At 64.7% G+C, this 22,126-nt stretch carries 19 protein-coding genes; 5 read left to right on the top strand and 14 right to left on the bottom strand.

Going from position 1 to position 22,126, the window contains the following annotated elements:
• Positions 1-37 precede the first annotated feature (37 nt).
• Positions 38-1,645, top strand: a complete 1,608-nt coding sequence (locus IVA75_RS12630; protein ID WP_247285207.1) for a Na+/H+ antiporter — start codon at positions 38-40, stop codon at positions 1,643-1,645.
• A gap of 107 nt (positions 1,646-1,752) precedes the next feature.
• Here the strand turns inward: IVA75_RS12630 and IVA75_RS12625 are convergent, their stop codons facing one another.
• The 7 genes from IVA75_RS12625 to IVA75_RS12595 form a co-directional block, all read right to left on the bottom strand.
• Positions 1,753-2,574: an N-acetylmuramoyl-L-alanine amidase gene (locus IVA75_RS12625; RefSeq protein WP_247285206.1), complete on the bottom strand. Its 822-nt coding sequence runs from the start codon at positions 2,572-2,574 to the stop codon at positions 1,753-1,755.
• A gap of 3 nt (positions 2,575-2,577) precedes the next feature.
• Complete coding sequence (locus tag IVA75_RS12620) at positions 2,578-3,915, bottom strand: Rieske 2Fe-2S domain-containing protein (RefSeq protein ID WP_247285205.1); 1,338 nt, start codon at positions 3,913-3,915, stop codon at positions 2,578-2,580.
• A 63-nt stretch (positions 3,916-3,978) separates the two neighbouring features.
• Positions 3,979-4,272 carry an NTF2 fold immunity protein gene (locus tag IVA75_RS12615; protein WP_247285204.1) on the bottom strand — a complete coding sequence of 98 codons (294 nt, stop codon included), beginning with the start codon at positions 4,270-4,272 and terminating at the stop codon, positions 3,979-3,981.
• Positions 4,273-4,283: 11 nt separating this feature from the next.
• Positions 4,284-5,180, bottom strand: a complete 897-nt coding sequence (locus IVA75_RS12610) for a TauD/TfdA family dioxygenase (RefSeq protein WP_247285203.1) — start codon at positions 5,178-5,180, stop codon at positions 4,284-4,286.
• A 240-nt stretch (positions 5,181-5,420) separates the two neighbouring features.
• A complete protein-coding gene (ispG, locus tag IVA75_RS12605) occupies positions 5,421-6,704 on the bottom strand; it encodes a flavodoxin-dependent (E)-4-hydroxy-3-methylbut-2-enyl-diphosphate synthase (RefSeq protein ID WP_027566030.1) in 1,284 nt (427 codons plus the stop codon).
• Positions 6,705-6,716: 12 nt separating this feature from the next.
• A complete protein-coding gene (locus IVA75_RS12600) occupies positions 6,717-7,670 on the bottom strand; it encodes a DMT family transporter (protein ID WP_247285202.1) in 954 nt (317 codons plus the stop codon).
• A 36-nt stretch (positions 7,671-7,706) separates the two neighbouring features.
• Complete coding sequence (locus tag IVA75_RS12595; protein WP_027566032.1) at positions 7,707-8,201, bottom strand: transcriptional repressor; 495 nt, start codon at positions 8,199-8,201, stop codon at positions 7,707-7,709.
• 157 nt (positions 8,202-8,358) lie between these two features.
• On the opposite strand from IVA75_RS12595, the gene IVA75_RS12590 reads away from it, so the two are divergent.
• The 3 genes from IVA75_RS12590 to IVA75_RS12580 are packed head-to-tail and all read left to right on the top strand — an operon-like array spanning position 8,359 to position 11,570.
• Positions 8,359-8,841: a MarR family transcriptional regulator gene (locus IVA75_RS12590; protein WP_007598134.1), complete on the top strand. Its 483-nt coding sequence runs from the start codon at positions 8,359-8,361 to the stop codon at positions 8,839-8,841.
• A complete protein-coding gene (locus tag IVA75_RS12585) occupies positions 8,834-10,009 on the top strand; it encodes an HlyD family secretion protein (RefSeq protein ID WP_247285201.1) in 1,176 nt (391 codons plus the stop codon). Before IVA75_RS12590 ends, IVA75_RS12585 begins: the two co-directional genes overlap by 8 nt.
• A 4-nt stretch (positions 10,010-10,013) precedes the next feature.
• Positions 10,014-11,570 (top strand): MDR family MFS transporter, encoded by a 1,557-nt coding sequence (locus IVA75_RS12580; RefSeq protein WP_247285200.1) that lies wholly within the window; start codon positions 10,014-10,016, stop codon positions 11,568-11,570.
• 11 nt (positions 11,571-11,581) lie between these two features.
• Here IVA75_RS12580 and IVA75_RS12575 read toward each other — a convergent pair whose 3' ends face one another.
• The 6 genes from IVA75_RS12575 to pcaF all read right to left on the bottom strand — a co-directional run bounded on the left by IVA75_RS12575 (position 11,582) and on the right by pcaF (position 18,205).
• Positions 11,582-12,673, bottom strand: a complete 1,092-nt coding sequence (locus tag IVA75_RS12575; protein WP_247285199.1) for an ecdysteroid 22-kinase family protein — start codon at positions 12,671-12,673, stop codon at positions 11,582-11,584.
• A 49-nt stretch (positions 12,674-12,722) separates the two neighbouring features.
• Positions 12,723-14,414, bottom strand: a complete 1,692-nt coding sequence (locus IVA75_RS12570; protein WP_247285198.1) for a methyl-accepting chemotaxis protein — start codon at positions 14,412-14,414, stop codon at positions 12,723-12,725.
• A gap of 206 nt (positions 14,415-14,620) precedes the next feature.
• On the bottom strand, positions 14,621-15,211 hold the full coding sequence (gene pcaG, locus IVA75_RS12565) for a protocatechuate 3,4-dioxygenase subunit alpha (protein ID WP_027566037.1): 591 nt from the start codon (positions 15,209-15,211) through the stop codon (positions 14,621-14,623).
• Complete coding sequence (gene pcaH / locus IVA75_RS12560; RefSeq protein ID WP_247285197.1) at positions 15,212-15,913, bottom strand: protocatechuate 3,4-dioxygenase subunit beta; 702 nt, start codon at positions 15,911-15,913, stop codon at positions 15,212-15,214.
• Positions 15,914-16,005: 92 nt separating this feature from the next.
• On the bottom strand, positions 16,006-16,899 hold the full coding sequence (locus tag IVA75_RS12555) for a dioxygenase (RefSeq protein WP_247285196.1): 894 nt from the start codon (positions 16,897-16,899) through the stop codon (positions 16,006-16,008).
• Between the two features lie 97 nt (positions 16,900-16,996).
• Positions 16,997-18,205 (bottom strand): 3-oxoadipyl-CoA thiolase, encoded by a 1,209-nt coding sequence (gene pcaF / locus IVA75_RS12550; RefSeq protein ID WP_027566040.1) that lies wholly within the window; start codon positions 18,203-18,205, stop codon positions 16,997-16,999.
• Between the two features lie 216 nt (positions 18,206-18,421).
• On the opposite strand from pcaF, the gene mutS reads away from it, so the two are divergent.
• Complete coding sequence (gene mutS / locus IVA75_RS12545; protein ID WP_247285195.1) at positions 18,422-21,160, top strand: DNA mismatch repair protein MutS; 2,739 nt, start codon at positions 18,422-18,424, stop codon at positions 21,158-21,160.
• Between the two features lie 105 nt (positions 21,161-21,265).
• On the opposite strand, the gene IVA75_RS12540 is transcribed toward mutS, so the two are convergent.
• Entirely contained in the window at positions 21,266-22,063 is a 798-nt protein-coding gene (locus tag IVA75_RS12540) for a hypothetical protein (RefSeq protein WP_247285194.1), read from the bottom strand.
• Between the last annotated feature and the right edge of the window lie 63 nt (positions 22,064-22,126).

Here is a 22,126-nt window from a genome sequence, read left to right as displayed (position 1 = left end):
TGACGTTGCGACCGCTTCCGGGTGAAGACAGATCATCATGGAAGCGAAATTTCAGACCTTTCTCATCCTGCTCGCCGTGCTGGCGGGCACCGCGCTTGTCGCCCGCCGCTTCAACATCGCGCCTGCCATTCTGCTGATGCTCTCCGGCGTCGGCCTCGCCTTCGTGCCGGGCATGCCGCCGGTCGAGCTGCCGCCGGAGCTGGTGCTGCTGATGGTGCTGCCGCCGCTGATCTACTCGGCAAGCGTCGCGATGAGCTGGCGCGAGTTCAAAAAGAATCTTCGCCCCATCGTGCTGCTCGCGGTCGGCGCGGTGATCTTCACCACAGCGCTGGTCGCAACCGCCACGCATTATTTCATCGGCCTGCCCTGGACGATCGGCTTCCTGCTCGGCGCCATCGTGGCGCCGCCCGACGTGGTGGCGCCGCTCGCGATCGCGCGCCGGCTGCATTTGCCGCGCAGGCTCATGGTCATCCTCGAAGGCGAAGGGCTCGCGAATGACGCCACCGCGCTGATTCTCTACCGCTTCGCGCTCGCCGCAATCATGGTCGGGCATTTCTCGCTGCCTCTGGCAGGCGGCGAGTTCTTGCTCATCGTCGCCGGCGAGATCGCCTTCGGCATCGGTGTCGGCTGGCTCTCCCTACGGTTCCGCAAATGGTCGGGGGACCCGCAGGTCGAGCTGACACTCTCGCTGATCACGCCCTACGTCTCCTACTGGCTGCCCGAGCATCTCGGCGGCTCCGGCGTGATCGCCACCGTCGCCTGTGGCCTCTATGTGAGCTGGAACGGCCCGCTGCTGATCTCGGCATCGACGAGGCTGCAGGGCATCTTCTTCTGGGACCTCGTGATCTATCTGATCGAGGGCTTGTTGTTCCTGCTCACCGGGTTCCAGATGCGCGCGCTGTACGAGAAATCGAAGGCATTCCCGCTCGACGACATCGTGATCGCGACCGTCGTGGTGCTGGCGGTCGTTGTGATCGCGCGCTTCGCCTGGCTCTATCCCGCGACCTATCTGCCACGGATGCTCAGCAAGTCGCTGCGCGCGCGCGACCCCTCCCCGCCATGGCAATGGCCGTTCGTGCTTGCGTTCACCGGCGTGCGCGGCGCGGTGTCGCTGGCGGCGGCGCTGGCGCTGCCGTTCACGCTGCCGGGCGGCGAGGCCTTTCCGTTTCGCGACCTGGTCCTGTTCGTCGCCTTCGGTGTCATCTTCATCACGTTGATCGGCGTCGGCCTCACGCTGCCTCCGGTGGTGCGTTGGCTCGGTGTCGCGGAAGCCGGTCGCAACGAGCATGCCGCCGAGCACGAGTCCGAGATCGCAGCACGGCGCCAGGCCCTCGATGCCGCCCTGAAGTCACTCGACGCGCTGACCGAGGAGAAGGACGTGTCGGACGAGGTAATGCGGCTCCTGCGCGCGCGGCACGAGATCCGGGTCAACCAGCTGCCCGATTCGCTCGATCCCACCCACCACGACGTCTCCGCCGCCGGCACCGCCTTGACCCGGGACCTGATCGCCGCCGAGCGCAAATTCATCCACGAGCTGCTGCGCGACGGCCAGATCACCGACGAGACGCGCCGGAGGATCGAGCGGGATCTGGACCTGGAGGAGGCGAGTTTGGCGAACCGGGAGTATCGGGGCGGGCCACTGTAGCTCCTCGTCATTGCGAGCGTAGCGAAGCAATCCAGAATCTTTCCGCGGCGGCAGCCTGGATTGCTTCGCTACGCTCGCAATGACGGCTGTTGAAGCGGCGGAGCAAACTACCGCCTCTCGCAGAATTCCCTCATCGCCGCCGCCACGGCGCCCGCAATGATCTCCTGCCGCTCCGGCGAGTTCATCGTCATCTCCTCATCGCGGTTGATGATCGAGCCCGCCTCGAGCAGCACTGCGGCGCTGCGGGTTTGCGAGAGCACGACGAGCCCGTCATAGCGGTAGACGCCGACATCCTTGTCGAGCAATTGGCGCCGGTAGCGGCCCATCACCGGCAGGGCATATTGGCCGGCATAATGCAGGTCCTGATCCTTTAGCTGCCGGCCGATCATCCGGGCTAGCATCAGGCTCGCAGCGTAGTGCGGATTCCGCTGCGACACGAACAGAGAGTGGCCCGAAAAGCGGTCGCTGAAATAGCTGTTCGCGCCGTCGAACTCCCAGGTCTCGATCAGCTTGTCCGGCACCGAATCGTGATGGATCGACAGGAAGAGATCGGCCCGGGCGTCATTCGCGGTGCTGACGCGTTTGAGTAGGCTCGGCCGCGCCTTGCCGGCCGTGACGAGCAGGCGGGCCGCGGCAAAGCCTTCGGCTTTGAGCTTCGCCGTGATCAGACTTGCAAGCCGGAAGTTGAAGCCGAACTCCGTGTCGTTGCGTGCGCTCAACGCGCCGTAGGAGTCCGGGGTGTGCCCGACATCCACGACGATCCGGAATTTCGACATCTCACATTTGACCGGCGCATGCGGCGGCTTGGGCTTCACGATTTTTCGCGCGATAGCAGCATGACCGGTGCCTGCAGGCGCCAGCGACCATAGCAAGATCGACGCGACCAGCGTCGAGACGAGACTTGCGATGATGCTGCGCGGCTGCCCCAAGCGCTACTCCGCTGCCGCCGTCCGCGGCCGGCCGACAAAACCCGTGACGTCACCGAAACGCTCCAGCATCACCGCGGAAAGGTCCTTGGCCTTGCTGGTGACGCAGGCGCCCGAGCGCACGGCGTAGCGATCCTGATGCACGGCGTGCGGCGGCGGCTCGCCCTGCTGAAGCGCCCGCGCCAGCTCCATCACGACTTTCCGGAAATGCATGATACCGAGATCGGTCGGACCGAGATGCTCGCGGCTGCGGTCGGCGATCGGGCCCTGGCTGTCCTGCACGGCCGCGTCCTGTTCGGAGACGCCCTTGATGCCAGTGTAGCTCCTGGTCTTCTGCAGCTTGCGGTCGATCAGATAGTCGTTGCCCTTGTGGCGCAGCGGCACGTAATTGTCGCCGACCTCCGCGATCACGCCATTGCCGCGGTCAAAGGCGTCACGCTCGGCTTGCGTCAGCGGCCGCTCCGGATTCCAGGCATAGGTGTAGATCCAGCAATTGGTGTCGGTGACGGGCACGAAGGTCTGGCCAAAGATGTTCTCGCCCGGCATCGCGCTCGGGGCATAGGCGTGGAACGGCATCAGGAACTGCGCGATGCGCCAGTAGATGTTGTCGCCGCCGGTGAGCCGCCCGCCGGCGATGGTGAGGCCTGCTTCGTGCGGGGCGATCTTGATCACCGGGCGCGGATCCTCCGCGATCCAGCGCATGTGATCGCTCGACATCCGCGCGATCGGATTCACAAAATGCTTCTTGATGTCCAAAATCTCGTTCTCCTCCTTGTCGAAGGAGAGATGGGCGAAGGTGAAATGCGCTGTGTCGATCGAGCCTTCCAGCGCCTGCACCCAGTTGCAGTCCTGCCATTTCTTGCTGACGTAGCGGTGCGAAGCCGGCAGCAGCGCCATTTCGAGGTCCGGCAGCTCGGGCATCGCGTCAGCCGGGCCCATATAAGCCCAGATCATCTCGCCCCATTCGCGCACCGGATAGGATTTGATGCGGATGAGGTCTTTGGCGTTGAGGTCGGGATAGGACGTCGGCATGTCGACGCACCGGCCGTCGGTATTGAACTTCCAACCGTGATAGACACAGCGGATACTGCATTCCTCAACGCGCCCAAGCCAGAGATTGGCGCCGCGATGCGGGCAGTATTGGTCGATGACTCCGACAACGCCGCGCGTGTCGCGGAAGGCGAGCAGCTCCTCGCCGAGCACAGTGATCTTCTTCGGCTCGCCGTCGGGCTCAGGGAGTTCTTCGGACAGGAGCACCGGAATCCAGAAGCGGCGCAGCAGCTCGCCCATGCCGGTGCCTGCATCAGCCTCGGTCAGGAATTTGTTGTCCTCGGCGCGGAGCATGGCAGGCTCTCCCGACTATTTTCGCAGAGATTGGCGCGGGCGCGGGAGGACGTCAACGTTGAGCTATTGACCGTGAACCATCCGAAGAACTTTGCCGTCACGGCGGGCGACTTCAACTTCAACTACTCCGCCAACTGCGCCGTGCGGCAACATGCCTGTCACAATCCAATTGTTACGTTGGTTGAGCTCAGCGGTTAGAGGCTCCTCGCTTCGAATAACGACCTCACCGTAGCGGTTAACGGCCGCCGCACGTGCGATCTCGACGGCCGCATCAGCAGTCGCCACCGTGCCTTCAGCGCCGGTCGCCACCTTGTCCCCGGCAATCGCGCAGCTCGTGACAAAGACGAGTGCGACCACAAAAATGCCTCTCACACCGGCCTCTCTCCCTTCACCGTCACGCGCGTCCCCGAGCGTGTGTGCGGCCAGTAGTCCCACATGGCGCGGTGCTGGGTGCAGCGGTTGTCCCAGAAGGCGATGGCATTCTCGGTCCAGCGAAAGCGGCACTGGAACAGCGGATTCTCGGCGTGCTGGTAAAGATAGGCAAGCATCGCATCGCTCTCGTCGCGCGGGATTCCGTTGATGTGGCGGGTGAAGCCGCGGTTGACGTAGAGCGCCTTCCTGCCCGTGACCGGATGCGTGCGCACCACGGGATGCTCGGCACTCGGATAGGACGGGCGGTCGGCGACGCCGTAATTGGCGTAGAGCCCGCGATAGATCGGCTCGCCGTCATGCAGCGCGGTCAGCCCGTCGACATAGGCCTTCATCCGGTCCGACAGCGCCTCGTAGGCTGCGTACATGTTGGCAAACAACGTGTCGCCGCCGCGCGGCGGGCACCGCTTGATGTAGAGGATCGAGCCCATCGGCGGCTCGAGATCGCAGGACACGTCGGAATGCCAACCCTCACCGTTGGCGCGCGGCGAGTTCGCATCCGCATAGATCTTCATCAGCGCCGGGTCTTCATCCTCATGCGGCGCGGCAGGATGGAAATGCAGCTCACCGAACTTGCGGCCGAAGGCGAGATGCTGTTGTGGCGTGATGGTCTGGTCGCGGAAGAAGATGACGAGGTTTTCGGCGAGCGCGCGATGGACCTCGTCCATCTGGCGGTTGGAGCGGGCATCGTCGGAAACGAGCTTACCGATGTCGACGCCGGAGATTTCCGCGCCGATGATCGGGGTGAGCTTTTCGACCGCGATGGTCTCGTACGGCACGCCGTCGTCCGTCGCGTGGCGATAGCGCGGACCCTGCTTGCCGGCGAGTGAGCTCATGGCGTGTCTCCCGATCGTTTGATTGGGAGCATGGTAGCGCGCAGTTAAGGATGTGCAATCTGCATTGCAAACACCGCCCGTCGTCCCGGACAAGCGAAGCGCAGATCCGGGACCCATAACCACAGGATTTGGTTTGGCGAAAACTCGGAGCGACAGCTCGTTCTAACCACCAATCCTGTGGTTATGGGTCCCGGCCTCCGCCGGGACGACAGCTCAGTATGAGGCGCGAGCGGAGCAATACTACTCCGCCGCGGTTACCGGCACCTTGGCGCCCTGGCCGTAGCGCTGCTCGATGTAGTCGATCACGAGCGCCTTGAAGTCGGCGGAGATGGTCGGCCCGCGCAGGGTGCGGAACTTCTTGCCGTCGACGAACACCGGGGCAGCCGGCGCCTCGCCCGTGCCCGGCAGCGAGATGCCGATATTGGCGTGCTTGGATTCGCCGGGGCCGTTGACGATGCAGCCCATCACCGCGACGTTGAGCTCTTCCACGCCGGGATATTTCGTTTTCCAGGTCGGCATCTCGTCGCGGATGAAACCCTGGATCGATTGGGCCAGCTCCTGGAACGTGGTCGAGGTCGTGCGGCCGCAGCCGGGGCACGCCGCAACCAGGGGCACGAAGGTGCGGAAGCCCATGGTCTGCAAGAGCTCCTGGCCGACCTGCACCTCACGGGTGCGGTCGCCGCCGGGCTCCGGCGTCAGCGAGATGCGGATGGTGTCGCCGATGCCCTGCTGCAACAGGATGCCGAGCGCGGCCGAGGACGCCACGATGCCCTTGGTGCCCATGCCGGCTTCGGTGAGGCCGAGATGGATGGCGTAATCGGAACGGCTGGCGAGAACCTCGTAGACCGCGATCAGATCCTGCACCGCCGAGACCTTGGCCGACAGGATGATGCGGTCCTTGGGCATGCCGAGCTCTTCGGCGCGTGCCGCCGAGAGCAGCGCCGACTGCACCATGGCTTCGCGCATCACCGCGCGCGCATCGCGCGGATTGGCCGAGGCGGTGTTCTCATCCATCAGCCTAGTCAGCAGCTCCTGGTCGAGCGAGCCCCAATTGGCGCCGATGCGGACCGGCTTGCTGTTCTTGTTGGCGATCTCGATGATGTCGGCGAACTGGGTGTCGCGCTTGTCCTTGAAGCCGACATTGCCGGGATTGATGCGATATTTGGCGAGCGCCTCGGCGCAGGCCGGATAGGCCGCGAGCAGCTTGTGGCCGATATAGTGGAAGTCGCCGATCAGGGGCGTGGTGAGACCGAGCTTGAGCAGGCCGTCGCGGATATGCGGAACGGCAGCTGCCGCCTCCTCGCGGTCGACGGTGATGCGGACCAGCTCGGAACCGGCGCGGGCGAGCGCTGCGACCTGGGCAATGGTGCCGTCGATATCGGCTGTGTCGGTGTTGGTCATCGACTGCACGACGATCGGCGCACCGCCGCCGACGGTAACGTCGCCGACCTTGACCTTGGTGGTGTGATGACGCGGCGCAGGCCCCGCGATGTCGGAATCGATGGTGTTTTCGAGCTTGTTCATGGCGTCCAAATATCAGGTTTTGGTGACGTTCAGCAATGCATCGCGCGGTGCCGCAGCGGATTGGCTGGGACGGTTAACCAGAAAAAGCCCAGCAATGACAAGGACGGCGGCAGCCCCGAATGTCAGGTTCAGCGTGTCGTGCATGATGAAATAGCTACCCACCACGCCAAACAAAGGGGTGATGAAGGTAAAAGCCGACAATTTGCTGGCCGAATAGGTCTTCACCAGCGCGAACCAAAGCGTGAACGTGGTTCCCACCACCCAGATCGCCTGGAAGGCCATCAGGCCCAGCGACAGTGGCGACGGGGTGTGGGGGATGGTCTCCCCGAACAGCCAGGCGGCCGTGCCGAGGATCGGGATCGAGGTCGCGACCTGATAGCCGAGTGCCTTTTCAGGCGCCGCGAAGCGCAGCCGGGTGCCCTTGGCAACCAGCGTGGTCGCCGCCCACAGCGCGGCGCCGCCGACGATCATGAGGTCGCCGAGCAGAACATGCGAATCGACGTTGGGCTGCGGCACACCGATCGCGAGTGCGACACCGGCAAAGCTGATGGCCAGCCCCAGCCATTGCGTACCGCCCAGTCGCTCGCCGAGCACCTGGTAGGAGCCGAGCGCGACGAAGAACGGCGCTGTGTAGAGGAACACGACCGCCCGCGATGCCGGTGTGAAACGCAGGCCCTGAAAGATCAGCACGAACTCGATGCCGAACATCAGTCCGGCGATGACGCCCGGCTTCCAGGTGCCGTCGCGTTCGAAGAATTTAACGCCGCGCAAGGTGCCGATGATGAACAGCACCGGCAGCGCGCCCATGGAGCGGAACGTGGCCTGAAGCATCGGCGGGATGTCCGGCAGCACCAGTTTCACCGCGATCTGGTTGAATCCCCAGGTCAGGCACAGCATGAGCATCAGGGCGATGGCGCCGGCACTGAGGGGACGACCGGCGGACGGTATGATTTGAGGTGAGGACATTTCTTCCTGAAAAACCGGCTTTGCGCCGTTGTTGCTCTATGCAGCTTTCTGACAATGCGCACAGACGCCCGTGATTTCCACCACGGACAATTTGGGAGCGAAGCCTGAGTTGCGCGCGGCGGCGTTGAGGTCCCTAGCGAAGGAAGCCGACGGAATCTCACCGACCAGGCCACAGCGCTCGCAGATCAGGAACGTCACCGCCGAGGTCGCGTCGTGGTCGTGAGCGGCGCAGGCGAGATAGGCGTTGCGGCTTTCGATGCGGTGCACGAGGCCGTTGGCCATCAAGAAATCGAGAGCACGATAGACCGTGATCGGCGCCGGCCGCGGCATCGACTTTGCCAGTTCGTCGATCACCTCATAGGCGCCGAGCGGCCGGTGGCTCGAGAGCAGCGCCCCCAGCACATGGCGGCGTATCGGCGTGAATTTCTGCGCGCGCTCTCCGCAGACGGCCTCGGCATGCGCCAGCGCATCCGCGGTGCAGCGGCCGTGATCGTGGTCGGGCGCGGGAAATGCCGGTTTTGCGAGGGTCATGCGACCGGCGTTCTAGCATTTCGAAGGGGGAACCCAAAGCGGCACCGGCGATGCGGCCATCAGCCATGCTCGGCCTGCGGGACAGTGTCCCGCAAACCCGCCATGAAATAATCATAAGCTTGCTTATTATATTCCAAGCTTATTGGAGACCAAGCTCATGAGCCCAGGGCCCGTGGACCAGAACTTCCTGTTTACGCTCGCCGAGCTCTATCGCCTGCTCCGGGTCTATGCCGACAAGGAAGCCTCGCGCTTCGGCATCACCCGCGCGCAATGGGCGGTGCTGGCCAAGGTCGAGCGCAGCGAAGGCATGAAGCAGTCGGAGCTCGCCGAGCTTCTCGAGGTGCAGCCGATCACGCTGACACGCCTGATCGACAAGCTCTGTGACAGCGACTGGATTGAGCGACGCAACGATCCGTCGGACCGCCGCGTAAAGCGGCTGTACCTGAAGAAGGCCGGGCGGCAATTGCTCGGGCGGATGAGCGGGCTGAAATCCGAGCTCACGGCCAACGCGCTCGACGGCATCACTCCGGCGGACGCCCACCGCCTCCTCACCCAACTCGAAACAATCAAGGAAAACGTGCGGTCCGCGATCCAGACCAGCGGAGCGGAACAAGCGCGTAAGGAGCAGCGCTATGGCTGATCAGGTTCTCAAGTTCCAGCCCGAGCAGAAAATCGACGGCGGCAAGCCCACCAAGAAAGCCGGCACCAATCCGCGCCGCCGCCTGCTGGCGGGCCTGCGCCGCTACCGCCGCGTGCTGCTTCTGGTCGTGCTGCCGATCGTCGTCGCGGTGGCCGGCTTCACCTTCTATCTCAATGGCGGCCGCTATGTCGGCACCGACGATGCCTATGTCGGCGCGCAGAAAGTGCTGGTGACCCCCGATATCTCCGGCAAAATCCAGAAGGTCGTCGTCAAGGAGGGCCAGATCGTCAAGCACGGCGACGAGCTGTTCGAGATCGACCCCGCTCCGTTCCGTCACGCATTGGAAGAAGCCAAAGCGCAACTCGCCCAAGCCCGCATCACCTATGACAATCTCGTTGCCAACATCAAGATCTACGGCGACATGCTCAATCTCGCCCAGCAGGGCATGGAATTGAAGCAGCGCGACGTGGAACGCAAGCAGTCGCTGGTGAAGAACAATTACGGCTCGCAGCTCGATCTCGACAACGCGTCGAATGCATTGGTGACCGCCGGCGCGCAGGCGCAATACATCAAGCAGCAACTCTCCAATGCCAAGACGCAATTGCTCGGCAATCCCGAGTTGCCGCTGGAGCAATTCCCCGCCTACGCGCAAGCGAAAGCCAAGCTGGACGATGCCCAGCGCAACCTCGACCACACCGTGCTGCGCGCGCCGATGGATGGCGTGGCAACACAGGTCGAGCAGATCCAGCTCGGCCGCTACGTCGCCGCCGGCACGCCGGTGTTCTCCATCATCGACGTTGCCCATCCCTGGGTCGACGCCAATCCGAAGGAGAGCGACCTCACCTACGTCACCGAAGGACAGCCGGTCACGCTCGAGGTCGACGCGTTTCCGAACCATATCTTCAAGGGCAAGATCGGCTCGCTCTCGCCCGGTACCGGCGCGCAATTCGCGATCCTGCCGCCGCAGAACGCCAGCGGCAATTTCGTCAAGGTGGTGCAGCGCGTGCCGATCCGCATCTATTTCGACGAGACCGACAAATCCGTGCGCAAGCTGAAGGCCGGCATGAGCGTCTACGCCACCATCGACACCGGCCACCAGCGCACGCTCGCCGGCCTGCTCGGCCTGTCGGCGACCGCGAGCCAAGACAAAGATCAGGACAAGGACTAATCCTATGGCGGAGTCCAATCCCGCCCTTATGGTTCCCGGCCTGCGCCGGAACATGGTGACGATCTGCGCCATGACGGCAACGATCATGCAGGCGCTGGACACCACCATCGCCAACGTCGCCCTGCCCTACATGCAGGGCACGCTGTCGGCCTCGCAGGACCAGATCAACTGGGTGCTGACCTCCTACATCGTCGCCGCCGCGATCATGACGGCACCGGTGGGCTGGATCGCCAACCGCTTCGGCCGCAAGCGCATCTTCATCATCTGCTCGGCCGGCTTCACCATGGCATCGGTGCTGTGCGGGCTTGCGCAGGACATCAACCAGATGGTGCTGTTCCGCCTGTTGCAGGGCGTGTTCGGCGCGGCCCTGGTGCCGTTGTCGCAATCGGTGATGCTCGACTATTACACGCTCCAGGAACGCGCCAAGGCGATGTCGATCTGGGGCATGGGCGTGATGATGGGGCCGATCATGGGTCCCTCGCTCGGCGCCTGGCTGACCGAGACTTATTCCTGGCACTGGGTGTTCTTCGTCAATTTGCCGTTCGGCGCCATCACCGTGATCGGGCTGATCATCTTCATGGACGAGACCCGGAAGGATCTCAGTCTCAGGTTCGACTGGTTCGGCTTCGCGGCGCTGGCGGTCGCGATCGGCTCGCTTCAGCTCGCGCTCGACCGCGGCGAGCAATTGGGCTGGCTCGAATCGGGTGAGATCCTTGCCGAGTTCATCGTCTCAGCCGTCGCTTTCTACTTCTTCATCGCGCACTCCTTCACGACCTCGACGCCGTTCATCCGCTTCGCGCTCTTCAGGGATCGCAACTTCGTCACCGGCTGCATGTTCATGGTCGTGATGGGTCTCGTGCTGTTCTCGACCATGGCGCTGGCCTCGCCCTACATGCAGAACGTGATCGGCTATCCCATCATCACCGCGGGCCTGCTGCTGGCGAGCCGCGGCTTCGGCACCTTCTTCGCCATGATGCTGGTCGGCCGCATGATGCGTTATGTCGAGGCCCGCACGCTGATCATCACCGGCCTGACGCTGACCGCGGGCTCGCTGTTCCAGATGACCGGCTGGACCGATTTGACCCAGGTGCCGGAGATCGTGACCGTCAGCGTCATCCAGGGCTTCGGCTTCGGCCTCGTCTTCGTGCCGCTATCGACGGTGGCGTTCCTGACCTTGTCGAATGAGCTGCGCACCGACGGCACCGCGATGCTGACCCTGATGCGCAACGTCGCGAGCTCAGTGGGCATTTCCGTCGTCATCGCCCAGCTGACGCAGGGCACGCGGCGGACCTACGCGATCCTGTCCGAACACATCAACCCGTTCAACCACGCGCTCCAGATGCCGAGCGTCAGCGGCATGATCAATCTCTCCACCGACGCCGGCCGCGCCATGGCCGATCGCATGGTCAGCGTGCAGGCGCAGATCATCGCCTTCGCGCACGACTACGAGCTGGTGATGTTCTTCATCCTCTGCACCATCCCGCTCGCCCTGCTGATCGGCTCGACCAAGGCCACCCTGCGCAAGCAGGCAGCGGGGCCGGAACATGCGGTGATGGAGTGATGCCGTCGTCCCTACCCCAAAAGCTCCTCGCAGCCCAGATCCTCGACCGCCATCATCACCCGCTCCAGATTATTCCACCAGATCACCGGCGGGATGTTGATGCTCCACTGCCAGACTGGCTTGGCGATGTGCCACAGCACCGACCGCCGATAGTCCTGGTCGAGCGCGCCGCGCGTGTAGCCGCTGACACCGTGCGCCATCAGCATCTCGTGATAGCGATTGAGCAGCGGGCGTTCGAGCGCCTGCCGGCGCTCTGGATACCATTGCGTCGCTATCATATAGGCAAGGTCGTGGGTAGGAACGTTGATGCGCCAATGATCGAAATCGAAAATGCGCACAGCGTCAGCGATGCCCGCGCGTGGCAGCAGGAAATTCCAGGTATGGGCATCGCCGTGAGCGATGGTCACATGGCGATGTGAATGGTAGCGTTGCAACAGTTGCTCGGCCTTGTCGATGAAGCGCCGATACAGGGTTCGCCGCTCCTCACTGAGGCGATCACCAAGCAAATCGGCGAAGCGGTCGTAATGGCCGGCGAATGTCTCTATCAGACTCGCCGTATCATCAAGGCTCATCCAGGTGCCGATGGTGTCGCCGAGACCCGGATGGTCCCACCAAGACGCATGCCAGCGGGCGAGCGCCGTTACGATCGCCATCGCCTGATCGCGTGAGGGCGGCAATGGCCAGTCAGCTGCAACGTCATGGCTGTCGGTGAGATCTTCGAGCAGCAGATGCCAGTCCTGGCTCTCCTCGTCGAAATGACCATCGTAGCAGCGCGGCACGATCTGCGACGGCATATTCGGCGCAAGATGAGTGTAGAAGGCCACTTCCTGCCGACCGGAATTGGCCAACGCCTTGGCGTAGGTCGGATGCGGCATCTTGAGGATGACGGAGGGCGGTGCCCCGGCGGATTCCCCGACATAGCGCAGCCCAAGGCGGATGACCTGCGACACCATGGCCGGGTGCTGATGCAGCACCTTCACTTCGCGCACTGCGCCCGCGTCCAGTACGCCACTCCTGCGCAGCGCTGCCGTCAGCTGGGCGGGCTCAACGACCGCTGGCAATTGTGGAGGTGTCATAACCACGATGCCCCTGTCCCGCGTCACACTGCACGATCACGGCCGCAGGCGCCAGCGAACGACCCCGCGCCCCGACTCAAGCCGCCGCTGTCGAGTCGCGCACCGTCCGGACCACGACCGACCGGAGCTGTTCGAGATTGGCCGCCATGCCGGCGATCGCCTGTCTGACCTCCGCGGCGCGCTCGTTCACGGAGGCGGCGTCGCGGCTGACATCACCGATCTTGGCCGAGACCTCCTTGGCCGCGGAAGCCGATTCGGAGATCGACCGCGTGATCTCTCGCGTCGCCGCGTCCTGCTCTTCCATCGCGGCGGCAACCGAGGTGGCAACGCCGTCGATCTCGACGATGTGGCCTCCCATGGTTTCGACGGCATCGACTGCGGCCTGCGTCGAGGCCTGGATCTCGGCAATCAGCCGCGCGATCTCCTCGGTGGATTTGGCGGTCTGGTCGGAGAGGGATTTCACTTCGGCGGCGACCACCGCGAAGCCACGGCCGGCCTCCCCGGCGCGCGCCGCCTCGATGGTGGCGTTGAGTGCCAGCAGATTGGTCTGGCCGGCGATGCCGCCGATGAGGTCGGAGACCTCTGCGATCTTCTTCACCGATCCGGCCAGCGTCTGGATGGTCGAGCGCGCCTGTTCCCGACCGGCGACCGCCGATTTCGTCACCGTGCTGGTCCGCGCGACCTGGGTTGCGATCTCGCGGATCGAAGCACTGAGTTCTTCAGCTGCTGCCGAGACGGTCTGCGAGCTGCCGAGAGCCTGGTTGGAGGCGGCTGCGACCGCCTGCGATTGTGTCGAGAGCGACCTTGCGATCTCGGACAGACTGGAGGCGGCACGCTCCACACCTTGCGTCGCGGCGCTCGCGGTGTCGACCGAGCGGCCGGTCTCGCGCTCGACGGTTTCGGCCATCCGGTGCAGGGCGCCGCGCTTGGCGAGCGCCGCCTCCTGCGCCTTCTGCAACTGCTCCTCGCGCAGGCGGGAATTCTCGATCGCCGCCTGCTTGAACACCAGGAGTGCGCCCGCCATCGAGCCGACTTCGTCCTGCCGGTGCGCGAAAGGGATGTCGGCGGCGAGATCGCCGGTTGCGAGCTTTTGCATCGTGCTGGTCATGCGCACGATCGGGCGCATCACGCCGAGGGCGACGCCGAGCAGGCCCGCCGCAATGAAGGCGAGGACGGCGGTGGAGACGCCGAGGAGGATATAAAGCATGGAGCTGTCGCGGTCCGCGGCCAGCTTCTCCATGTCGGCATTCTGCTTGTTGGCGCTCTCGACGATGCTGTCGATGACGGCGCGGTGCGCGCTGTAGGCGTCCTTGAGCTGCGCGTAGGCGCGCTCGGAAGCGGCCGTGTCCTTGGCCTTGAGTGCGGGGAGGAGCTGGTCGGACAACAGCTTCCAGAACTTCTGCACCTCGGCGTCGGATTTCGACACCAGAGCCGTTTTCAGGTCGGCCGAGAGGCTGGAGGTGACCCAGAATGCCTTGCGCTCGTCGTAGTCCTTGCGGAGCTGGACCAGGCGTTCGCCATGGGCCGCCAGCTGGTCGGGCTCGCGCATGGCGAGCGTGGCCTCGAGATAGGCCTCGATCACATATTCCGGCGGCGGCAGGATGTCGGCGATGAGATCATTGCCGAGCTTGATGTCGGAATAGAGCGGGCCGCCGACCTTGAGCTCTTTCAAGGCGTAAAGGCTGGTGGAGACCACGGCGGTGAAACCGATCGCCAGAACGATGCCGAAAGCAATGATTGCGGAAGAAAGCGAAAGGCGAATTTTCATGGAACAATCCAATGGGCCGCGCTGAATCCCACGGACCCTAAAGGATTACGGTAAACACGGGATTGCATCCCGCGGAAATTGCATCGCACGAACTCCGGAAAAATACGGGAAACGGCGTCAGGTGAACGGTTTCGGGCAGCGAAATCAGGCCCGTCCTCCGCTGTCGTCCCGGATCGGCGCTCCGCCTGTCCGGGACGAGGCTGGGATCAGACGTCGAAAAACACCGTCTCGTTGTCGCCCTGAAGCCGCAGATCGAGCCGGTAAACCGGCTTGCCGGCCTCGCGCACGGCGGTCAGCGTGGCGCGGCGGTCGGCCGGCACCACCGCCAGCACGGGATCGGCGGCATTGCCGGCCTCGTCGCTGAAATAGATGCGGGTGTAGAGATGTCGCAACATGCCGCGGCCAAACACCGCAAGCAGGATATGCGGTGCCTGCGGCTTGCCGTCGGGATCGGGCACCGCACCCGGCTTGATGGTTTCAAAGGAATAATTGCCGTCCTTGTCGGTGCCGCAGCGGGCAAAGCCGCGGAAGCTCGCATTCGGCAGCGCGCGTTTGTCCTGCGGATCGGCAAAGCGCCCCTGCGCGTCGGCCTGCCAGATCTCCAGCATGACATCAGGCACAACGACGCCATCGCCGTCGAACACGCGGCCCTCGATCCGGACGCGATCGCCGGTGACGTCGGGCGTCAGGGTCGAGTTGGTGAACGCATCGTTCCAGGCATACTCGCCGGTCGGCGTCAGGCCGTATTTGAAGAACGGGCCGACGGTCTGCGACGGCGTGATCCCATTGTCCTGCACTTAATGGTTCTCCATAGGGGTGGCGTTCTTGCCGCGCAGCACAATGTCAAAGCGGTAGCACAGCGCCCATTCGGGCTGGGTGTTCTCGAGATCGAACGACGACACCATCCGCGCCCGCGCCTTTTCGTCCGGCACCGAATTGAAGATCGGATCGAACGGGAACAGCGGATCGGCTGGGAAGTACATCTGCGTCACGAGACGCGTGACGAAGGAATGGCCGAACACCGAGAGATGGATGTGTGCGGGACGCCAGGCGTTGTGATGGTTGCCCCAGGGATAGGCGCCAGGCTTGATCGTGACAAAGCGATAGTAACCGGCGGCGTCGCTCACGGTGCGGCCGGCGCCCGTAAAGTTCGGATCGAGCGGCGCCGGATGCTGGTCGCGGACGTGAACGTAACGGCCGCAGGAATTCGCCTGCCAGATCTCGACCAGCGAGTTCGGCACGCCCCGGCCGTCCTCGTCGCGCACATGGCCGTGCACAATGATGCGTTCGCCGAGCGGCTCGCCGGTGTGTTGGGTGGTGAGGTCGTTGTCGCCCTTGCGCACGGTCTCGTGGCCGTAGACCGGGCCGGTCAGCTCCGACAGCGTATGGCGCATCGGGATCAATGGCTTGTTCGGCGCGCGCTTGATCGAGCTCTTGTACTCGGGCGACAGCGGCAACGGATGCGCCGTGTTGCTGTCGACGGGATAGATGAATGTCATTGGCGAACTCCTCCCCCGGCCCTTTTCCGACCGGTCTACGCTTCCGCCAATCATTATAGGATATAACTAATTGGGGGAAGCGGCTTTGCGCCCTATTTGATCGGCGGACGCGGCAGGACGGCCTCGCCGGCTTCGAGCCGGTAGACATGGTCGAGCGAATACCAGGGCGTCGCGACGTCGCGCTCGGTCGGATGTGGCGTGTCACGCCGCAGGAACTTGCCGACCAGTGCCTTCGTCACGCCGAACTGCACGTCGCTATCGATATGCGGATCGGCGGGGTCGTAGACCTGCGAGATCAGCACCTTGAATCCGGGCTTGAAGACCAACGCGTGCAGGTGCGCTGGACGATAGGGATGCCTGCTCTGCGCCTCCAGGAGGCGGCCGACCACGCCCTCGGTCGGAATGGGATAGCCGACCATCATCACGGAGCGGAAAGAGAAGGCTCCGTCCTGGTCGGTCGTAAACTTGCCGCGCAGGTTCATGTCGGCCTGCTCGGGGTCCTGATTTTCATAGAGACCAACCGGCGACGCGTGCCAGACGTCGACCTCGGCGCCGGCGACGGGGCGACCGTCCTTGTCCACGACGCGGCCGTTGACGAACAGCGGCGCGCCCGGTGTCTCGGAGCGGACGATCGAACCGCCATTTTCCACCCGCGGCGAGTTCAACCGCCAGAACGGTCCGAGCAGCGACTGGTCGGTTTCCGTGTTGCCTTCATCGCCATTGTTCAGCAGGCACACCAGCGGCGAGACGCCGAGCGAGCCTGCCATCAGCACGACCTCATTATGCGTGTCGGTCGAGAGCTTGCCGAGTTCGGCGATCACAGCCGTGGCGTCGCGGAATTCCTTCTCGGTCAGGCGAACGTCGCGAACAAAACCGTGCAGATGCTTGACCAGGGAGACCATGATCTGGCGCAGCCGGGGATCGGACGTGTGCTCCATCACCGCCAATGCCGCGGCCGTGACGTCCTGCTCGCGCGCGATGATCATGGGATGCTCCCCTCACCTTGCGTCATGGCCGGGCTTGTCCCGGCCATGACGAGTCTGGGGCACCCGGCTCCGGGATGACGGAACGCTACCCGTCCCGTCAGTTCAGCTTCTCGATCGCGACGGCAACGCCCTGGCCGACGCCGACGCACATGGTGGCGAGCGCCAGCTTGCCGCCGCGCTTCTCCATGCCGTGCACGGCGGTGAGCGCAAGGCGCGCGCCGCTCATGCCGAGGGGATGACCGAGTGCGATCGCGCCGCCATGCGGATTTACGAAGTCGGCATCGTCGGCAACGCCGAGCTGGCGCATGCAGGCGATACCCTGCGAGGCGAAGGCTTCGTTGAGCTCGATCAGGTCGAAATCGCTGATCTTCTTGCCGAGACGCTCCATCAGCTTGCGGGTGGCCGGCACCGGGCCGATGCCCATGATGCGCGGCGGCACGCCGGCCGAGGCGAGGCCGAGGATGCGCGCGCGCGGCGTCAGGCCGTGCTTCTTCACGGCAGCCTCGGACGCCAGGATCATCGCGGCAGCGCCGTCATTGACGCCGGAGGCGTTGCCGGCGGTCACCGTGCCGGGATTGCGCACGATCGGCCTGAGCTTCGTCAGGGCTTCGAGCGTGGTCTCGGGGCGGGGGTGCTCGTCCTTGTCGACGGTCACAGGGCCGGCCTTGCCGCCGGGAATGGTGATCGGGGTGATTTCCTCCGCAAAATAGCCGGCCGCGATCGCGGCACCCGCGCGCTGCTGCGAGCGGATCGCGAAGGCGTCCTGATCGGCGCGCGAGACCTGGAATTCCTCGGCGACGTTCTCGCCGGTCTCGGGCATCGCGTCGACGCCATACTGCGCCTTCAGCAGCGGATTGATAAAGCGCCAGCCGATCGTGGTGTCGAAGATCTCAGCCGAGCGCGAGAACGCTTCCTGCGCCTTGCCCATCACGAAGGGCGCGCGCGTCATGGATTCGACGCCGCCGGCAATCGCAAGCTCGATCTCGCCGGAACGGATGGCGCGGCCGGCGGCACCGACCGCATCGAGGCCGGAGGCACAGAGCCGGTTCAGGGTCTGGCCCGGAACCGAATCCGGCAGACCCGCAAGCAGCAGCGCCATGCGTGCCACGTTGCGGTTGTCCTCGCCGGCCTGGTTGGCGCAGCCGAAGAAGACCTCGTCAACCTGTGCCCAATCGAGATTGGGGTGCTTGGCCATCAGAGCCTTGATCGGGGCCGCCGCAAGGTCGTCGGCACGCACCTTGGCGAGCGAGCCGCCAAAACGACCGATGGGGGTCCGCACGGCATCGCAGATAAAGACGTCACGCATCGTTGTTCTCCCTGAATGCCGCGATCCGGCCTAAATTCTTCAATGTCGACGGAGTTTTAGGAGGGCGCCCGCGGCAGGTCAATTGACCGATACGCCCGTGTTCCGAGGGGTGCGCACGCGAGTTGCGCATGCCGCGGTGCGGACAACGTGGAAAACCTCCCCTCCCCGGCCAAAGCGATAGGAGCGCGGGGTGAAATTTTGTAGGTTGCGCCGCCCATGACGATGCAACAGCCGATCCCAGTGCCGCCCCCCGACGAAGCGGCCGCCCCGCAGGCGGAAGCCGCCGCGCGCGTCACGCCGATGATGGAACAGTACCTTGAAATCAAGGCGGCGCATCAGGGCCTCTTGCTGTTCTACCGGATGGGCGACTTTTACGAGCTGTTCTTCGAGGACGCAGAGATCGCCTCCAGGACACTCGGCATCGTGCTGACCAAGCGCGGCAAACATCAAGGCGCCGATATCCCGATGTGCGGCGTGCCGGTCGAGCGCTCCGAGGATTATCTGCACCGGCTGATCGCCGGCGGCCACCGGGTCGCAGTGTGCGAGCAGACCGAGGATCCCGCCGCCGCCAGGGCGCGCGGCAACAAGAGCGTCGTGCGCCGCGGCGTGGTGCGCCTGGTCACGCCGGGCACGCTGACCGAGGACACGCTGCTCGACGCGCGCGCCAACAATTACCTGCTGGCGCTCGCGCGCGCGCGCTCATCGGCGGGCGGTGACCGCTTTGGCCTCGCCTGGATCGACATCTCGACCGCCGAATTCATGGTGACGGAATGTTCGGGCGGCGAACTCGCCGCCACGCTCGCGCGCATCAATCCGAACGAGGTGATCGTCACCGACGCACTCTATAACGATAGCGAGCTCGGACAGACCCTGCGCGAGCTGCCGGCGGTGACGCCGCTGACCCGCGACGTCTTCGACGGCGCCACCGCCGAGAAGCGGCTGTGCGACTATTTTGCCGTCGCGACCATGGACGGACTGTCGCAGCTCACGCGGCTGGAAGCCACTGCTGCCGCCGCTGCCGTCACCTATGTTGACCGCACCCAGGTCGGCAAGCATCCGCCGCTTTCGCCGCCAGCGCGTGAAGCCTCGGGTGCGACCATGGCGATCGATCCCGCCACTCGCGCCAATCTCGAACTGACGCGGACGCTGGCCGGAGAACGCCGCGGCTCACTGCTCGATGCGATCGACTGCACGGTGACCTCGGCCGGTTCGCGCCTGCTGGCGCAGCGGCTTGCCGCGCCGCTGACCGATGCGGCGGCGATTGCGCGGCGGCTCGATGCCGTCGGCAGCTTCGTTGCCGACTCGGCCGCGCGCGAGGACATCCGCAGCATCCTGCGCGGCGCTCCGGACATGTCGCGGGCGCTGGCCCGTATATCCGTCGGCCGCGGCGGGCCGCGCGACCTCGCCGGCCTGCGCGACGGCATCATCGCCGCCGACCAGGTGCTGACGCGGCTTGGCGAACTCGACCAGCCGCCGCAGGAGATCGCCGCGGTGATGGCGGCGCTGCAAAGACCGTCGCGCGAGCTCGCGGCGGAATTCGCCCGGGCGCTCGACGATCAACTGCCGCTGATCAAGCGCGACGGCGGGTTCGTTCGCCAGGGCTATGAGCCTGCGCTGGACGAAACGCGAAACCTGCGCGACGCCTCGCGCCTGGTGGTGGCCTCGATGCAGGCGCGCTACGCCGACAACACCGGTGTGAAGGGTCTCAAGATCCGGCACAACAACGTGCTCGGCTATTTCGTCGAAGTTACCGCGCAGCACGGCGACAAGCTGATGTCGGCGCCGCTGAACGCGACTTTCATCCACCGCCAGACGCTGGCCGGCCAGGTCCGCTTCACCACCTCGGAACTGGGGCAGATCGAAGCCAAGATCGCCAATGCCGGCGACCGCGCACTCGGGCTCGAGCTCGAAATTTTCGAGCGGCTCTGCACCAAGGCGTTGGCAATCAGCGAGGAGCTGCGCGCCGCCGCCCACGCCTTTGCGCTGCTCGACGTCGCGACGTCGCTTGCCAAGCTGGCGATCGACGAGACCTATGTGCGGCCCGAGGTGGACTTGTCTCTCGGCTTTGCCATCGAGGCCGGCCGTCATCCGGTGGTCGAGCAGGCCTTGAAGCGCAATGGCGAGCCGTTCATCGCCAATGCCTGCGACCTCTCGCCGGGCCCTGCGCAAAAATCCGGCCAGCTCTGGCTGCTGACCGGTCCGAACATGGCCGGTAAGTCGACCTTCCTGCGCCAGAACGCGCTGATTGCGTTGCTTGCCCAGATCGGCAGCTTCGTGCCGGCGACACGGGCGCGGATCGGCATCATCGACCGCCTGTTCTCGCGTGTCGGCGCCGCCGACGATCTCGCCCGCGGCCGTTCCACCTTCATGGTCGAGATGGTCGAGACGGCCGCGATCCTGAACCAGGCCGGCGAGCGCGCGCTCGTGATCCTCGATGAAATCGGCCGCGGCACCGCGACCTTCGACGGCCTCTCGATCGCCTGGGCCGCGATCGAGCATCTGCACGAGAGCAATCGTTGCCGCACGCTGTTCGCGACGCATTACCACGAACTGACCGCCCTCTCCGCAAAACTGCCGCGGATGTTCAACGCGACCGTGCGGGTGAAGGAATGGCAGGGCAACGTCGTGTTCCTGCACGAGGTGTTGCCAGGCTCGGCCGATCGCTCCTACGGCATCCAGGTCGCCAAGCTCGCAGGCCTGCCGCCGGCCGTGATCACGCGCGCCAAATCGGTACTGGCGAAGCTGGAAGCTCAGGACCGCGGCCAGACCGCACGCGCGCTCGCCGACGATCTGCCGCTGTTCGCAGTGCCCTCGCGCGCCGCCGCAGAAGCCGCCCCACTGAGCGAGGCCGAACTGCTGATGGACGCGCTGAAGGCGCTACATCCGGACGAGATGTCGCCACGCGAAGCGCTCGATGCGCTGTATGCTTTGAAGGCCAAGCTGCCGAAGCAGTGAGCGGTCCTTCCGCAATCGTGATTGCGAGCGGAGCGGAGCAATCCAGAATCTCTTCGCGGCGGCAGTCTGGATTGCTTCGTCGCTTCGCTCCTCGCTATGACGAGCCTAATGCGCCAATCGCTTCCTTCGCCCGTTCCACCACAGCGTCAGATTCCAAACGACGCAGGTCGCAAGCCCCATGCAGAGCCCGATCGCGGAGCCGAAATTGGCGGCGCCGACGTGCAACACCGCGATTGCCATGCCGAATCCGAGCAGACCCCAGGCGGAGTTGGCCAGCACCGCAGCAGTCGGAGGGCCGCCGATGCGCGGATGCAGGATCACCATGATGCTGGTGAACACGACCGGGTAGAGCGCGATGATGCCGCTGATGCGGGGGCCGACCGAACTCGATGTCGAGACGACGATGGCGACGAGCGTCGCCACCAGCAATGCCCGCATCGGCACGTCATACCAACGCCGCGTCACCAGCGGCATCTTCACGTGGCGATAGCCCGCGAGCAGCGGAATGCAGATGCCGAACGCGATCAGATTGGCGGCGAGCCCGGCGGTGAGCGACCAGTCGAACTGCTTGATGATCGATGCGAACACGATCCAGACCGCGACCGCGCTTCCGCAACTCACCAGAAGGCTGCGCCGCTGTGCCAGCACCACATAGGTAACGCACATGAAGATCGTCGCTGCATTGACCGGCAAGCTCGACAGTGCGCCCTGCGCGATGAAGGCGGCATCGTGGTCGAGCGCGAGGAAGACGTAGGATGGCCCGGCCGAAACCGGCAAGGTCGCGACCAGCGCGCCGATCACCGGCCCTGAGCGCTCGGTGATGATCGAAGCCGTCACGACGAACGCCGCCGCGACCATCATGCGCAGAACGAGGATGAGGATGAAGTGGAGCTCGGGGGACATTTTTTTCTTTTGTCGTCCCGGGCTTCGCCGAGACGACACGAATTGTTGGGCGAGCGAGCGGCC

Origin of the sequence: Bradyrhizobium sp. 134, assembly GCF_023074155.1 — a bacterium.
Taxonomy (GTDB): domain Bacteria; phylum Pseudomonadota; class Alphaproteobacteria; order Rhizobiales; family Xanthobacteraceae; genus Bradyrhizobium.
Note: the sequence above shows the minus strand (reverse complement) of the source record. Positions and strands in the feature narration are given on the sequence as shown.